Raw genomic sequence first — 13,812 nt, forward strand, 5'->3', positions numbered from 1 at the left:
AGGATGTGATGAGTCAATTGAAAGACGTCAAAAAAGTGTTGTTCGTCGGCCAGCAGCCGGAAACTGTCGACTTCTCGGACCCAGCGTTACCGCCGGGTTTCAATGCGGAGAAGATTCATGCCGGCATTGCCGTTGGGATGCGGCAGATGGCTGATCGTGGGTGGCATGCCGACCTCTGCCTGGTGCGGCCGGATGAATCCGCAACTGTGGCGCTCGAGCGTCAACTCGCCAGCGCGACCTATGATTGCGTTGTCATCGGCGGCGGAATCCGCATCCCTCCCAAGAGCCTGCTGCTCTTTGAAAGGCTTCTGAACAGCGTCCACAAATCGGCTCCCAAGGCATCTATCGCTTTCAACACAGTACCCCAAGACACCGCGGACGCGGCTGGTCGATGGTTCAAAACTGAATGACGAATGCACGTCATTTCAGATATTGCCTAGCTGCGTGGGGCCGGATGACTTTCGCAAAGACAGCTTTGGAACGAATTGAGCCTGTCGCGACTGCCTCAAAACGGCCAACAACAGCCGTCCGATCAACCTGCGGATCCGGTATATCAATGTTAATTATTCGATGATCAGGATGCATACAACGACAGGCGTCAACATATGACCACACAAGTACCGGAAATCCTATTTAATGCCACAGACTTTGAAGCTAGGAAGTTAACCGAGGCCGATCTCCCCGCGTTGCAGGATTTCTTCGTTGCCAATCCCGAATATTTCCTGGCGGTCAACGGCATGTTGCCTCGGCCTGATGAGGCCAAACAGGAATTCGAAGATCGACCGCCCCCTGACATGCCCTTCGACGAGGTCTACGTGATCGGCTTCGTGGACAGAACAGAGCACCTCGTGGGAATGGCAACGGTGCTTTCAAATCTCATCGCTCCACACGTTTGGCACATAGGCACGTTCATCGTCGCCACTTCGCTTCACGGGACGGGCGCAGCCGGGTTCTTGTACGACCGGCTTGAGGAGTGGACCAAAGAAGAAGGCGCGCACTGGTTACGCTTGGGTGCCGTGACCGGCAACTTGAAGGCAGAACGCTTCTGGGAGAAGGTCGGGTACAAGGAGATCCGTCGTCGCACCGGCGTGCAATTAGGCAGCATGACTCATACGATTCGAGTGTTCGTAAAACCGCTTTGTATGTTTGGCCTACCAGAGTATTTGAGCTTGGTCGCTCGCGATCAGCCGGAGCTATAGTCTTTGAGAGATCGAACTCTAAACTTCGCTATCGACGGTGATAAGTTGACCGTCAGTAGCGGTCTTTCGCGGGTGCCTTCTAAATGCTATTGTTTTGCCAATCATTTCGTGCCAGGATAAACGACAAGGGAAAGTTTGCCGAGAAGCCTCAATGAACGACACCATCAACATAGAATATGAAATTCACATGTCCGAAATTGTTACAGGAATGAAGGACCCGAATGCCATTTGATAGATGGGAGCGAATCCGCGGCGGCCTGTATGGCTTATTAATCGGAGATGCGCTGGGTGTCCCCTACGAATTTTCGTCTCTTGACGAGATTCCTGCGCGACACCTCATTGAAATGTCCCCGCCGTCGAATTTTTCAAGGGCACACTCGACTGTTCTGGCAGGGACTTGGAGCGACGACGGCGCTCAAGCCCTTGTGCTTCTAGATGCATTGGTAAAAAATCCTGAGCTCGACCTCAAAGAGTTTACAAACGGACTGCTGACATGGTACCGCACTGGCTTTATGACGCCAGATGACCATGTCTTCGATGTCGGCATTCAGACCACGCATGCACTCGAAAACTACGCGAAAAACGGTAATCCACTCACCTGCAGCCCAACCGACGATTGGAATAATGGAAATGGCTCTTTGATGCGCACGCTGCCTTGTGCTTTTATTGCGGCATCGGCGCCAATTGATATCATCGGGCGAGCAAGAAAGCAGAGCATTCCAACGCACGGACACCCGCGGTCTCAATTGGCCTGCGCGTTTTATTCGTTAATGGCTTGGCAGATGGTGGAGGGGAATGCGCCTGTCGAAGCATTGGATTACGCACAGGAGACGCTTGAGCATCTGATTCACCCCACTGAGAAACAGGAGTTAACTATCCTATTGGATGGTCGCCTTGAGCCCTCGAAAGGCTCGGGATATGTGGTGGACAGCCTATGGTCGGCAATTCGATGTGTCTTGGCGACGTCGGACTATGAAAACTGCGTCCGCAATGCAATCGCTCTTGGTAACGACACGGATACTACGGCCTGCATCGCGGGCGGCCTCGCCGGCATACTCTATGGAGAACAAGGTATTCCGGTCCGTTGGAGAGAGGCTTTGAAAGGCCCCGCTATTGTCGAGGACCTGCTTAGTCGTTTGAAAGCGGCTAAGCGTGACGCCGAAGGCGCGCATTGAGCTGGCGCTGCTGTGTGGTGTGGCGCCGTTTACATCCACGTTATACGTTTTAGATAAGAGCATTTATGTTTTCGAGCGATTCAATTTACGTTCAGATTTATACAAGCCACTTCCTGATTCAAAATATGGACTCCGGAGCCATCGTCCAGATTCAACGGGACCAGAAGTTCGCGTCGCCTAGAATGTTGATTGCAGACTTCACTATGGCCGAACATCAGCTTCGCCAAGCAATAAAAGAGATTCGGCGCGGATTTTTTAAACCAAATATTTTAATGCACCCACGGGAATTAATTGACGGGGGGATTACTCAGGTCGAATACAGAGTTTTTACCGAATTAGGCCTTGGCAGCGGCGCAATCAAAGTGGGAACCTGGAGTGGACCTGTGCTTAACGACGTTGAATCTGTAAGGAAAGCAATACGCGACCACAAACATTAATCAAACCTATCGAAAATGCTCGTCACGCTGGGGAAGGCCAAATGAACACCTTAGTTCAATGCGACTGCTGCGACTACTTCACTATTGCCAAAGGTGGGGATTACGAAATTTGCCCAGTTTGCTTCTGGGAGCAAGACTGGGGTGGTGTATCGAAACCGAATCAACATTCGGCCGCTAACCACGGATTAATGTTGAGTGAGGGCAGAAGAAATTTCCAGTCATTTGGAGCCTGTTTAGAACGCTTCAAAAATAAAGTTATATCGCCTACCGAACGAGGGAAATATAGTTTTCAACAGCGTATTCTCTAAATTCAACTTGCCGTCAGATATCAACGCTATCAGACGGTCAGCAATCGGCCAGAACCAGACTATCAGCAGCAACCTTCAATTAGAAGCTGTCGATGTTGTCACAGCACCTATGCGACGGTAAATATCGGTAATGCTGCACAAATAATTATTTTAGAGGACCACTAGTCCGATTACGAAGGAGCGTAGCTATGGAATTTAAAGCGATTGCTGATATTGAGCGGATCGCCACCGAGAGTGCGACAGCGGTGGTAGCTTTTGGACAGAAAAATTTCGGGGAACACCTCGATTACTCGGACGCCAGCATCGAAATAGTGGAGCGGATGCTGGAAAGTGCCCATTCGGCCTACCGCAATGGACAATTGGCGGCTGAGGCTGTCCAACAGCAGGCGCAGTTTATCGGTTCATATATCGGTGAAACATACCGCCGAAATCACGGCGCCGATTGGGGGCTCGTCACGAGTGATGGCGCGAAAGCAGTTGGATTGCAAAGCAAGTCTGGTGTGCTGTTCTGGCCTGTTACACGCGTTGAAAATCGGATTCTGAACGGGGGTGAAGACAATGTCCTTCACTACTACCAGCTCCTCGTTCGCAAAAACGGCACACCTGTTTGACGTCGAATTTTTTCTAACTCAATTGAACGACTGCGTCCAAGCGACTCGGGTGTCTGGTTTGGGGCGAAATCCACGTATCGCGACTGGCTAAAAACGGCCAGGAACCGCCGGTCGAAAATTCTCTTTAAAGCACACGTTCGCGCCGTCGCTTTTGGCAAACTGCCGTGTTAAATTGAAATTTTGCAACATATGGCAGATAAAAATCCATGACCTATTTTCTCCTAATCAGTATTTCGCTCGTCGCTACCGGACTTGCCTGGAAACGGATATTTGGAAAAGATGAATTTTGGGTAATCAAATTTGGCTATCTGGTTTTGTCAGCTGTACCGCTTGCTGGACCGCTTTTCTATTTATTGATTGATCTGCCCGAGAGTTCTCCAATAGCTGTTCCGCCCGAAGAATTCTGGACTCCCAAAAACCCGAAGGTTTGGCCGTCCTTTAATCCACTGGTCAATTCACTGCGCAGACTTTTTTGTAGATCAGCAAATAAGGACCTATAGAAAATGATTTGGTACTCTTGGTCAAAAGGTCCAATGCGTGCTACCGGCCAGGAACCGCCGGTCACGAATTTGCATGAAAGCGGTCAGTCAAATGCGTAAGGCGTGACCATTGTCTAAAAAGTTGCTCTCAAGTGTTGGCTTCAATACGGTCAATGCTGATCAATCCAATGGCGCATAACAAATGATCGTTTGTTATGTCGCTTTTGCAAAAATCCATGAATAAATTATTGTTTTAAGGAAATATAATCAACGGTATTATTGTGCCTTTTCGCCTTTACATCCTGGTTGAGCAGAGCGTTGGCTCGAAAAGAAAGATTGCATGAAAAGACTGAACACTGCATTGGTGTTGCTATCTTTGTTCTGAACCCCGTCGCTAGGGAAAATTAATTAAGCTAGACCTTATTATTTACAACAATGAGAATTTCAAAACATGAAAGAACTAATAGTAGCTCTATGTTTATTTTTTCCAATTCATTCATATTCGGCTGAGCCTCAGAGCACAAATTTCAATGATTACAAAAATATAACTGATAGATTGGCTGCCGAATGTACGTCAAAAGGAATGCAAAATTTTAGTGGGTTCTGCATTTCGAAAAAATACGACGATCAAACAAAAACCTCAATCACTATCGCATTACAACTGATTAGCTTTGAATATTTTAATAATAAATGTGAGAGCTCAGATTTTTCGGATCGAAATGGCTTACTGGCTCAAGCATTGAAAATAGATGAAGCAAAATTATTTGTGGATGAAATGAAGCCGCAAAAGGAGGCGCTAGAAGCATATTCGAATCATTTTGATTTCTGCAAAACAAAGGAAGAAAATAGTTTAGCAGTTTCGAATAAATTGAAATGGTTCGAATACATGAGCAATAAATATTCTAGCAAGGTATTAACTAGCAATCAACCGGCCAGAAAAGTTGTTGGATGCATTCTTGATAAATACAAAGGCGCAGGTTTTTTTGCTGACGGACTGCTTACAGCAGATGGGAGCATATCAATTCAGTTGTTTGCACCTGTAAGGGTGATTCTGGCAACAGTTGAAAATAAGCCAGAAGGTTCCATAACTCGATATATTAATGTCAAAAATAGCAACGGTAGGGTTATTCCTCAAGCAGATACATTTGATAATGCGGTGAATAAATGTCAATGATCTCAACCAAAGTTGAGTGACTATTATTGGTAATCGCTAATGACCGCAACGGGTCGAAATGAGGCTGCCGCGATTGGCTCCAAACGGCCAAAAGCTGCCGTCCAGCGATGCGTTACAAACTGTGTATTTTCCAATGCCGATGTGGTGCTAGGCGCGAGAAAATTAGGATAAATCGTGAAAATATTCAATCGTAGCTGGCCAGCACCTCCGAAAATGTCTCAATCAGAATACCTTCGCTATCGCTTAAGATTGCTGAGTTTTTTTATACTGTGGATATTGGGCGCATCCATAGCGGCATTTTATTGGGAGCAGTTGCATATTATCTTAAAGGGAATTTTGATTGCATTGGGATATGTTTATGTCCCATCAATGGGAGCTGTCGAACAATTATTTGTGCCTTATGAAAAATATTTCAAAGAAGGGTTGTGGTAAGCGCAGGTTTAGAGTCTTTCCAGCGCTAACGGCGGCCACCGTCATCATTGAGTGTCTGCTTTGAAGAAAATCGAATGTCGCTTTTGGGGCGAAATCGACCTGTTGCGGCCGGCTCAAAACGGCCAAAACCTGCCATTGTCATATCCGATCAATTCAACATTGCTTTGCCATTTTTTTCGTGGCAGCATGCGCAGTTTATTGCTCCAAAGTTACAAACTGCTCGTTAGATACTAAAAAATATACGCGCTGGCCAATTTTTCATCAGGCACTATGGATCCATACCCAATTCAGCACGATCATTCACCAAATTTGCTTGCCCCGACCAAGAGAAAGCGCAGTTTTTGGCGCGGTCTTGTTGCGGGTGTTACGGTACATTATTTGGTGTTGTTAGGACTCATTTTAGTCTTGTGGGTCGTAAGACCATTCATTTGGGCCACCGTCTACGGAGTTCCATACGTGGCACCAAAAGGCCCGATGGATCCCAATACCAACGAGTGGCTCATAGTTCAAGCGATTTATTTATTAAGCTGGATTGTGGCGGGTGCCGCAACAGCAAGGTGGTCCAAACCTAGGTCCTGGGCGCCCTTGACACTACTCATTATTTTTTGTGCCATCTTAATCTTCATGGAACCTAAGCCAGGACCGACCTCCGTTCTGCGCTTAACACTCTGGTTCCTTGAAGTCCCTTTGGGGCTTTTATGCGGCCAGCTGCTGTATATGCACAGGGAGAGGGAGGTCAATCGTATGCATGCTGATGGATAATGCACAAAAAGGTGAAAGTATACGCTCCACCCAGCTGGAAGAATTTTAGCTATCGACGGAATGTGCGCGAGCAATCAGTGCATTGGATTAATTCACTTGAGATTTCTTTTTGGGACCAACTACAATCGTCGGACGCTTTATATGGCCTCACCGTTTTTTCGTTTTCGTATCAGTACAGCATTGCTACTCGTAGCACTTGCCGGGTTTCCGTTCGCAGCCATTTGGGTGCACATGCCAAATCCGTTTCCTGAATCAACAACTCTTGGATTCTTTCATTCTTGGTTGTTTTTAGACCTGTCGCCATCTCTATTAGGCATTGGTTTTCTAGCGTCGTTTGTTACAACCGTTGCTGTAGCATTTCAACGTAGATGGCGGAGTATCCCTCAATGTATTGTCGAAATGGCTGTTTGTGTCATATGCCTTTCCTTTGTTCCTGTGTACTAGCTGAGGTTTGTCATGCGACCGTAACACTACTGGGACAGTAGAAGTAATATGTTGAGCGTCCGCTTTGGAGAAACTCGACCGACGGCTTGAGGTCGAATGGAGTCTATCGTGACTGGCTCAAAACGGCCAAAAGCGGACATGTAATCGCCATCGAAAAAAATGTTAGCGCACACGGCCTTGCAGACAATCAAGGAAATTAAGAAATGCTAATCAAAGAACAGCATCTACCGATAGAAAGGTTCGACCGTGCCTTTTACTTTAGTCATCAAGGGGTTGCCCTTCCGATCTAGCGCCTTTCCGGCCGGGATTTTAATCCATCCCTCGCTGATGCAATATTCCTCAACTTCGAAGCGCTCTTTATCGTTAAGTTTAATACCAACATCATGTTCAAATATGGCGGCATTATAGTAAGGGCTACGAGGATCGACTGAGAGCCGATCAGGAAGTGGGGGGCGGTTTTGGATATCGTTCATGGCTACAATTATCAACTATAAGATTGACCAAAACAAATTTTTTGCGTGGCTTCGCTAAATCGCTTGCTTGACCGCACTCGGCCAAAAGCCGCCGATTCCATTTTTTGAGGATCCAATTATGACAACATTGGAACGAGCAATTGCAATTGCAGCAGCGGCTCACGCAGGACAGGTAGACAAGGCAGGACAACCTTATATCTTGCATCCGCTACGGGTTATGCTACGTGTCACATCGGAGCATGAGCGAATGGCAGCAGTGCTTCACGACGTCGTCGAGGACACAGGCGTGTCGTTGCAGCAGCTTATTGCTGAAGGTTTTCCGCCTCAGGTCATCGCGGCCGTAGATGCACTAACTAAGCGACATGGCGAATCACGCGTGGAGGCAGCGCAAAGAGCATCTGCCAACTTAATTGGATGCGAAGTTAAACTGGCAGATAATGCGGAGAACATGGACCTAACTCGTATTCAGAACCCGTCGGCCCGTGATTTCGCTCGACTTGAAGAATATAAGGTTGTGCGTGAAATTTTGCTGAAGCGCGGAACCGTGAGCTGAAAGAACCATTCGGCTCTAACCGGCCAAATGCGGTCGGTCGTCTTTTTGCAAATGGAGAACAACATTGGAAAATAGTCAGTGCGCGTTTAACCAGATGGCCACTGCAGAAGCATGGGCGCGAGGATGGACTCTTACGAGGGGGAAGCCTCGTCCCGTAAATCAAACGTATGGATACAAAATTGACTTAGGCGCGCCCGACCACCTCGAGCGCCATGTAGTAACCAATTTTGATACGCAAGCTTTGCGCGAGCTATCCAGCAGCTTAACGGTTCCTGGGACATGGCTTAAAGTCTGCGCTAACCCGGAAATGGTAACGCCTTTTCTTCGTGATATCTGGACGGTTCAGCCGCCTGAGTATTTGATGGCTGCGGCATTGCACAACGACGCCATCATTGCACGCGATGACTACCAGCTATCAATTAACACAAGTGGTGCGGTCACCGATGCTGAACTCAGGAGCAAAGACGGACAATTAGCCGCGAAGGGACGTGTAGCTCAAAGCAATGGCTTTGCAATCTTTGACCAAATAGTGACTGAGCCGGAGCATCAAAGGAAGGGACTGGGGCGCATTGTCATGGGGGCACTGAGCAATGTTTCCATTGCGAGCGAATCAAAAACAGGCGTACTTGTTGCCACTGAAGATGGCTGTGCGCTGTATAAGGCGATTGGTTGGACGATTGTTTCACTGGTCACTGCAGCGGTCATTGGGTAAGTTTTACCGCCTGATGTCGAATAAATTTCGCCGCTCGGGCGCCGGTTGCAGAGGGGCAGGAACCGGCCAGGAGCGATCGCTCAGAATGCCAGCGAAAGTTCGTCGCCACAGTTATCGCAAATAGAAGAGATATTTATGGAGACCGTCAAATCAATCCTGGCGCCACTACTAAATCCGATTTCGCCCGAAATCTTTGCATACTTTGACGATATTGCAAACGGTGCGTTGTCTGGAATGGACAAAATCGGACTTAACCTCTTGCCTGACGTGGATGTTGCACGCTTGTCCAAACAGTTTCGAGGCTTTCACCCACTCGTAAGGAGGATGGGCGGTTTGGTATTAGATGATGGGAACACGAGCAATCATCACGTCTACTTACGTCTGGGCCACTCGAAGATTCAATACTATTCCTTGATCATGACGGCGATACTCGAGTTGTATTCAGTTCTCTTTCGGAGTTTCTCGTTGCCGGATGCAATGCAAAATCTAAGAACTTGCATCTCGAAAACCTTCACCCCGCATATTCACCGCTTGAATCTAATCAACAACCTCTCAATGCCTTCGCGAGTGATCAGTTAGAAGGTGATGATGCGGATGCTGTGATCCCTGCTCTGTTACATTCAATGAACTTACAAGACTTGGAGCTGCTCGGACGCATTGCGATCGAGCCAAATTTTCTATTGGTCGAAGCTGTGGCAGAGGCGATCCAGAGGCGTCCCTCGAATCATCTTCGCGCAATTGCAGAACTTTGCGCTGCAAATTGGCATGCTCAGGCTGCGAATGCCGGACGGCGCGCTCTTGCGGCCATTGAAGCAGATGGAATCAAGTCGGAATTTTCACCCGTTTAAGGCAGCAAATGCGGCCGTTTCCAGCCAGTTCCAGCCGGTCGCGAGTGCCCGGTCCGGGGCACTCGTCAACGGACCGGAGTCGTGCGAAACCTAGTGATGTCGATAATGTCTCGTTCGGACCGATTCGTTTGGCCTTTGCCAAACGTCTATGCATATACGAGCTCTCCATGTCCGGGTTCGCGGAGTATATCCATGTCAAGTCGACAGATCGTCGCGCTGCCAGCCAGGAGAAGACTGCTCGCCACTGTGCTAGCCTTAGGGGCAGGCACTCCGTTTGTTTCGTTCTCCCAACCGAGGTCCAATGCCATGACACCCAACATCAACACCGATGCCAAACTCACCACACTGATCAATGTCTTCAGCGTTGCTCCGGCTGACCGCGATCGCCTGGTTGCTCTATTGAAGGAGGGCACGGAGGCCTGGATTTCCAAGGTCCCTGGTTTCGTTTCGTCCTCTCTCCATGTCTCGCGTGACGGTCAGCGCGTGGTCATATACGGTCAATGGCGTAGCGCCGACGGGATTGCCGTGATGCGTCAGCGTCCGGAGATGCCGGCATACTTTGAGCGCATCAAGGCGATTGCGCAGATGGAAGCCATAACTTGCGACGTCGCGTCGACCGTTGTTGCGTAAGCCGTATAGCCGGCTGGCTGCCGCAGGGCGGCGCATTGGAGGTTTGGCCGAATGACTCGAACGTCACCACCCGACTTGAAACCGCTGTCGTCAATCGATCTCGACCGCCTGCGCCCCACATTGCATCGTTACTGCGCTCGCATGGTGGGTTCGGCGCTCGATGGCGAGGATATCGTGCAAGAAGCGATGTTGCGAGCGCTGGAATCTGGCGTACCCGACCGGCCCATCGAGAACCCCGAGGGCTGGCTGTTCCGCATTGCGCACAACTTGGCGCTGGATTTTCTGCGACGCCGAGCACGCCTTGTCGACACGCAAAGTGACTACGATGTGGACTTGATCGCTCATCCGGTTGACGAGCAGGCGCGGCGCGAAGCCGCTGCCGCAACGTTTCCGGTCTTCATGCAAATACCCGCATCGCAGCGCAGCGTGGTCATTCTCTTCGACGTGCTGGAGTACTCGGCAGAAGAAGTCGGCGCGCTCTTGGGCGCCACGGTACCAGCGGTGAAATCGACCTTGCAGCGCGGGCGTAGCAGCTTGCGTACGTTGGCCAGTCATGCGATGGCGACTGGCGAGCGAACCACATTGCCTGATGCGGAACAGCAGTTGCTTCGAAGGTATGTCGATTTGTTCAATGCGCGCGACTTTGACACGCTGCGCACGATGCTGGCCGCCGACGTGCAGCTCGATTTGGTGAATCGCCTGCGGCTACAGGGGCCGGCCGTCGGTGAATACTTTGCGCGATACGGGCAGACGCAAGGCTGGAGGGCGTGGCCCGGCGTCGTCGAAGGCCGGCCGGCCATACTGATCCAACAGCACGAGCGTCCGGATATGCAGCCGGACTACTTCGTGGTGCTCGGCTGGACCGATCAGCGCGTGTCGACAATTCGAGATTTTCTCTTTGCGCGCTACGCGACAGCAGACGCCGAACACTACTCGCTGTAGCCACGCCGGTTTCGACAACGTCCGCAGGGCGACGCATTTCGGGCAACCGGGTTGGTGACATCGATTGACTGGAATGGGTCGAAATCGACCTGTTGCGGCCGGCTCGACACGGCCAGGAACAGTCGTTCGAGAAAGCCCTTCAATTCTGGCATTGACGCTGTTTTGTTCATGACATGATGCAATTTAATGAATGTACTTTTTCTACAACTCCGTTAGCGGTAGTTGCGATAGCCTTTAACGACCTAAGGGCAAGCAGCTAAATTGATCTTACGATTGCTAAGAGACAAAATAATCATGGAATTCAACCCAAACAACAACGTTGTTAAACTCTGCCTTCAAGGTATGGACTTGGAAGAAAAAAGCAAACCTGAAGGAGCAATTATGCTGTTTCTTCAAGCTTGGAGCGAAGCGACAAACGACTTTGAAAAATTTATTTCAGCTCATTATGTAGCACGACATCAAAAAAATATTTCCGATAAATTGAAATGGCTCGAAACTGCGTTGCAGTTTGCATTCAAAATAAATAACGACTCTGTCAAGAGTGCTTTCCCTTCCCTATATTCAAATATCGCCAAATGCTATGAGGACTTAAACGACTCTGACAAGGCAAAAATGAATTATGAATTAGCAACTTCGTTTAAGGATAAACCTTCTGACAAAGGCCCTTTTTATCATGGGACGAAAGCAGATTTGCAGGTTGGCGATTTGCTGACAGGAGGGGGAAATTCTAATTACAAACCTGAACTCAAAATGAATCACATTTATTTCACAGCCCTTGTTAATGGGGCGGGACTGGCTGCTGCATTAGCAAAAGGCGATGGACGTGAACGTGTTTATGTCGTGGAACCGACAGGCGGTTTTGAAAATGACCCGAATGTTACAGACAAAAAATTTCCGGGCAATCCGACGCGCTCATATCGCTCCGAAGCGCCTTTAGAAATCGTTGGCGAAGTAACAGACTGGGTGAGACAAACACCTGAGGAACTCCAAAATTGGCGTAAAAAATTGGCCAACAACAAAGGAGAAATTATTAATTAATTTCTGAGATGCCCATACCTTACCCATAAAACAACGAACCGCTAACAACCGCATCAACACGGACTGGCAATTCCGCCGCGCTCCGTGACCAGCCGGTTATGCGGAGCGCTGAATGACCGGTTTCTGGAAGTCGCGATGTCAGGTTTGGGCCGACAGCGGGCAGTCAACATTTTCGCAACTTATATTTCGCCGTGCATATTGGTAGTGCGATGCAAAATGCGTGTCGATTTCCCAGTTCTCGCGATTTTTCCGTGCAGCAGCTATTTAGCCAGATATACTCGCTGACGGTTACGTTCGAACAATTTCCACCAAATCGTAACCTTACTTTGATTCGAATGGACTTACGCCCATGACTCGTATCCTCGCCTTTGTGGCTGCAGCCATCGCGTTGACGTCGCCAATCGCTACCGCATCTACAGCCACCGCAAATCTTTGGCTCACTGAGACTGAGATTCAGTCCTTGCGCGCCCAGCCGGCTCGCATCGCGCCTCTCATCCGGCGCTGCGACAAGGAAATCGATACGCGCGCTGCGCCCGTCTCCGTATTTTCCCCGCCGCCGCACTACACCTCGGGCGGCGTTGTTGAGACGGACATGTCCAAGCGCTTCTCGAGCGATGGCACGATGGCCTGGCGCGCTGCACTGTGCTATGCAGTGTCGCAGAATCCACTTTATGCGAAACACGCCCAGTCCATTATTGTCGCATGGGCCGATACCATGCGAGAGGTGAAGTCGGAGCAGGGTGCATCGGAAATCAATTTCGACCTGCCACAGTACATCCTAGCCGCCTCGATGGTGTGCGATGTGGGGAGCTGGAACGATCAGTCATTCCGGCGCCTCCTCACCGACATCGCCTTACCTCTATCGCATAGCGACCGCAAGAACAATCACGCCAACTGGGGTGTTTTCCTCAATGTAGCCATCGCCGCATACACGGGCGACACCGCCTTGCTCGAGCAAGCTAGGGCACGCTGGCTGGTGCTGATGGACAGTGAGGTGGCGCCAGACGGATCGCTGCCGTTGGAAATCTGCCGCAGTGACACAAACAATTATTGCGGGGGAACGCACAAGGGAGTCAACGGCCTAAGCTACACGCACTACACCTTGCTGCCAACCACGGCAGCGGCGCGCATCTTTGAGATTGCAGGACGCAGTGTATGGCAAACGCCACAAGGCAACAAATTGGCAGCCGCCTATCGGCAAGCCGCCGCATGGACGCTACACCCGGAGAACTTCCCTTACTACGACAGCAATGGCGGACACTTAAACGGCGTGCGCAACGCCGCCTATTTCGCTCTGCTGCAGCGGGTATTTCCTAACGATGATGGTGCGCGGGTGATTGCGAGTGGCAGCATTGGGATGAATGGGTTGGAGTGGTTGGTGTTGTTCGAGTGAACTGAGTGCATTTGTTTGGAAAAGGGGCTGTTGTAAGCTTATGGGATGAATAGACCGATAGAATTATTCGGTCGTGACAGAGATGAAATATCCTCTGCCAAAACTGCCTAACATTTCCGCCAATGGGATGCGCAGCAAACTGATTTCTCTCCATTTGGTCGTCATTCGTCACGTTGAATGTCAGGTTTCGAGAAGTCGCGAG

17 protein-coding genes are annotated in these 13,812 nt (G+C 49.7%); 16 read left to right on the plus strand and 1 reads right to left on the minus strand.

Annotated elements, in window-relative coordinates; genetic code table 11:
* The first annotated feature begins 8 nt into the window (after nucleotides 1-8).
* From V8G57_RS20905 to V8G57_RS20940, 9 genes are all read left to right on the plus strand, one after another.
* A complete protein-coding gene (locus V8G57_RS20905; RefSeq protein WP_092398967.1) occupies nucleotides 9-410 on the plus strand; it encodes a hypothetical protein in 402 nt (133 codons plus the stop codon).
* Between the two features lie 195 nt (nucleotides 411-605).
* Nucleotides 606-1,199: a GNAT family N-acetyltransferase gene (locus V8G57_RS20910; RefSeq protein ID WP_342831020.1), complete on the plus strand. Its 594-nt coding sequence runs from the start codon at nucleotides 606-608 to the stop codon at nucleotides 1,197-1,199.
* 221 nt (nucleotides 1,200-1,420) lie between these two features.
* Nucleotides 1,421-2,374, plus strand: coding sequence for an ADP-ribosylglycohydrolase family protein (locus tag V8G57_RS20915; RefSeq protein ID WP_342831021.1), 954 nt, complete (start codon nucleotides 1,421-1,423; stop codon nucleotides 2,372-2,374).
* 65 nt (nucleotides 2,375-2,439) lie between these two features.
* The gene (locus V8G57_RS20920) at nucleotides 2,440-2,811 is read left to right on the plus strand and encodes a hypothetical protein (protein WP_342831022.1); all 372 of its coding nucleotides are present in this window, start codon (nucleotides 2,440-2,442) and stop codon (nucleotides 2,809-2,811) included.
* A gap of 41 nt (nucleotides 2,812-2,852) precedes the next feature.
* Complete coding sequence (locus V8G57_RS26300; RefSeq protein ID WP_425458316.1) at nucleotides 2,853-3,119, plus strand: CPCC family cysteine-rich protein; 267 nt, start codon at nucleotides 2,853-2,855, stop codon at nucleotides 3,117-3,119.
* A 188-nt stretch (nucleotides 3,120-3,307) separates the two neighbouring features.
* Nucleotides 3,308-3,730, plus strand: coding sequence for a hypothetical protein (locus tag V8G57_RS20925; RefSeq protein WP_342831023.1), 423 nt, complete (start codon nucleotides 3,308-3,310; stop codon nucleotides 3,728-3,730).
* 206 nt (nucleotides 3,731-3,936) lie between these two features.
* A complete protein-coding gene (locus V8G57_RS20930) occupies nucleotides 3,937-4,230 on the plus strand; it encodes a hypothetical protein (protein ID WP_342831024.1) in 294 nt (97 codons plus the stop codon).
* A 430-nt stretch (nucleotides 4,231-4,660) separates the two neighbouring features.
* The gene (locus tag V8G57_RS20935) at nucleotides 4,661-5,383 is read left to right on the plus strand and encodes a hypothetical protein (protein ID WP_342831025.1); all 723 of its coding nucleotides are present in this window, start codon (nucleotides 4,661-4,663) and stop codon (nucleotides 5,381-5,383) included.
* Nucleotides 5,384-5,557: 174 nt separating this feature from the next.
* Nucleotides 5,558-5,815, plus strand: a complete 258-nt coding sequence (locus V8G57_RS20940) for a hypothetical protein (protein ID WP_342831026.1) — start codon at nucleotides 5,558-5,560, stop codon at nucleotides 5,813-5,815.
* 1,430 nt (nucleotides 5,816-7,245) lie between these two features.
* On the opposite strand, the gene V8G57_RS20945 is transcribed toward V8G57_RS20940, so the two are convergent.
* A complete protein-coding gene (locus tag V8G57_RS20945; RefSeq protein ID WP_098497462.1) occupies nucleotides 7,246-7,494 on the minus strand; it encodes a DUF3297 family protein in 249 nt (82 codons plus the stop codon).
* 118 nt (nucleotides 7,495-7,612) lie between these two features.
* Here V8G57_RS20945 and V8G57_RS20950 point away from each other — a divergent pair, with 118 nt between their 5' ends.
* The 7 genes from V8G57_RS20950 (at nucleotide 7,613) to V8G57_RS20980 (ending at nucleotide 13,610) form a co-directional block, all read left to right on the plus strand.
* On the plus strand, nucleotides 7,613-8,047 hold the full coding sequence (locus tag V8G57_RS20950; RefSeq protein ID WP_342831027.1) for an HD domain-containing protein: 435 nt from the start codon (nucleotides 7,613-7,615) through the stop codon (nucleotides 8,045-8,047).
* A 64-nt stretch (nucleotides 8,048-8,111) separates the two neighbouring features.
* A complete protein-coding gene (locus V8G57_RS20955) occupies nucleotides 8,112-8,759 on the plus strand; it encodes a GNAT family N-acetyltransferase (RefSeq protein WP_342831028.1) in 648 nt (215 codons plus the stop codon).
* Nucleotides 8,760-9,253: 494 nt separating this feature from the next.
* Nucleotides 9,254-9,607, plus strand: coding sequence for a hypothetical protein (locus V8G57_RS20960; RefSeq protein ID WP_342831030.1), 354 nt, complete (start codon nucleotides 9,254-9,256; stop codon nucleotides 9,605-9,607).
* Nucleotides 9,608-9,913: 306 nt separating this feature from the next.
* Complete coding sequence (locus V8G57_RS20965; RefSeq protein ID WP_342831031.1) at nucleotides 9,914-10,237, plus strand: putative quinol monooxygenase; 324 nt, start codon at nucleotides 9,914-9,916, stop codon at nucleotides 10,235-10,237.
* Between the two features lie 51 nt (nucleotides 10,238-10,288).
* A complete protein-coding gene (locus V8G57_RS20970) occupies nucleotides 10,289-11,179 on the plus strand; it encodes a sigma-70 family RNA polymerase sigma factor (RefSeq protein WP_342831032.1) in 891 nt (296 codons plus the stop codon).
* 612 nt (nucleotides 11,180-11,791) lie between these two features.
* The gene (gene arr, locus V8G57_RS20975) at nucleotides 11,792-12,217 is read left to right on the plus strand and encodes an NAD(+)--rifampin ADP-ribosyltransferase (protein WP_342831107.1); all 426 of its coding nucleotides are present in this window, start codon (nucleotides 11,792-11,794) and stop codon (nucleotides 12,215-12,217) included.
* Between the two features lie 349 nt (nucleotides 12,218-12,566).
* Entirely contained in the window at nucleotides 12,567-13,610 is a 1,044-nt protein-coding gene (locus V8G57_RS20980; RefSeq protein WP_342831033.1) for an alginate lyase family protein, read from the plus strand.
* Nucleotides 13,611-13,812: the final 202 nt, after the last annotated feature.

Origin of the sequence: Collimonas rhizosphaerae (genome assembly GCF_038896935.1) — a bacterium.
Taxonomy (GTDB): Bacteria; Pseudomonadota; Gammaproteobacteria; order Burkholderiales; family Burkholderiaceae_D; genus Collimonas; species Collimonas rhizosphaerae.